Origin of the sequence: Bartonella sp. CM120XJJH, from assembly GCF_042194715.1 — a bacterium.
Taxonomy (GTDB): Bacteria; Pseudomonadota; Alphaproteobacteria; order Rhizobiales; family Rhizobiaceae; genus Bartonella.
This window is the reverse complement of record NZ_JBHINE010000072.1, coordinates 1-1,122: the sequence shown is the minus strand read 5'-3', so window position 1 is coordinate 1,122 and position 1,122 is coordinate 1. Positions and strand designations below refer to the sequence as shown.

Annotated in this window: 2 protein-coding genes; both read left to right on the top strand. The window is 33.8% G+C overall.

Features of this window, described 5'->3' with window-relative positions; genetic code table 11:
- Positions 1–138 precede the first annotated feature (138 nt).
- Positions 139–282: a TrwH protein gene (locus ACFIKU_RS09775; protein ID WP_375657390.1), complete on the top strand. Its 144-nt coding sequence runs from the start codon at positions 139–141 to the stop codon at positions 280–282.
- Positions 279–1,122: type IV secretion system protein (locus tag ACFIKU_RS09770; protein WP_375657389.1), on the top strand; the 844-nt coding region annotated here is incomplete at its 3' end. The genes ACFIKU_RS09775 and ACFIKU_RS09770, both read left to right, overlap by 4 nt.

Sequence of the window (1,122 nt, the reverse complement as noted above, 5' to 3'; positions counted from 1 at the left end):
GAGCTATTTTCATAAATTAAAACATGAAATTAGGAAAAGATAAATTATCGCAAACTATACACTTTACTTTAGTGTCAAAATTATAATAATGAAAATAAATATCAGGATGCATATAACAGTAAAAAGAGTCGTATTAAAATGAAGTCGGTCATTCTTGTAATTTTGATGGCAAACCTTTTATCGGCTTGTGCATTAGCACCAAAGCTAAAACAGCCAAATGATAGAAACCGTGTGCCTATTAATAAAACAATCCCTGCCGAAATCAAGCGAGCAAATATATGAAAAAGCGATTTATTATAACAGGAACGATCACCCTTTTAGGAATGATCAATTTGGCACATGCATTGGATTTTTCTAAAACACATGTAGACACAGATCCATTAGCTGCATGCAATGTTCTAGCAGTGGCAGCTGCAGAATTTGAAAAGAGAATGTATGGAAAAGACAGCTCTGGAATCCTAGAAAAATGTTCAAAATTGCAATCATCTGCTCCACCGCCACAACCTGCTTCACCGCCACAACCTGCTCTATCAGCAGAATATTCGGAAATCCTTCAGCTTTTAAAAAAAGGAGAAATTATAGAGCTCTTAAAAAAACAGCTTGTGTTGGAAAAAGAACAACTTTCACAAACAGAAAAAGCCCACCAAGCTATAACAAAGAATCAGAAAACTGGATCTAAAAAAATAGACTTTTCTAGTTTTTTTCTCAAAGAGCCGAAATCGCTCTATAAGAGTGATAAGCTTTCAAAGGAATCATATCAAAAGGTATTAGAGGAAGAAAACAAAATTTCTGGGTCTTTTGATCAAATGGGTAAAGCTATTTCGGAGCGTTTACAATTTGCATCGATACAAGATAAAGCTGTAAGTTTAGAAACTTTTGAAAACGTAGAAAATCGTTTTAAATACCTTAAAGAGCTATTAGATGAAATTCAAAAAAAAGAAAACCTGAAAGATACTGCAGATCTTCAAGCACATATCGATGGTTCGTTAGCCATGATCCAAAATGAATTTATAAAGATGGAAATGGTAGCGCATTTACGTAACGCTGAACAATCACTTATCAAAAGGAAAAGACGTGAGCTTGCTATGAAAATTTTTAACCATGAAAAAAAAGGGATGCCTA

Coding starts and splice junctions, on each gene's coding strand:
- ACFIKU_RS09775 (WP_375657390.1), top strand. CDS start 139: ATGAAGTCGGTCATTCTTGTAATTTTGATGGCAAACCTTTTATCGGCT.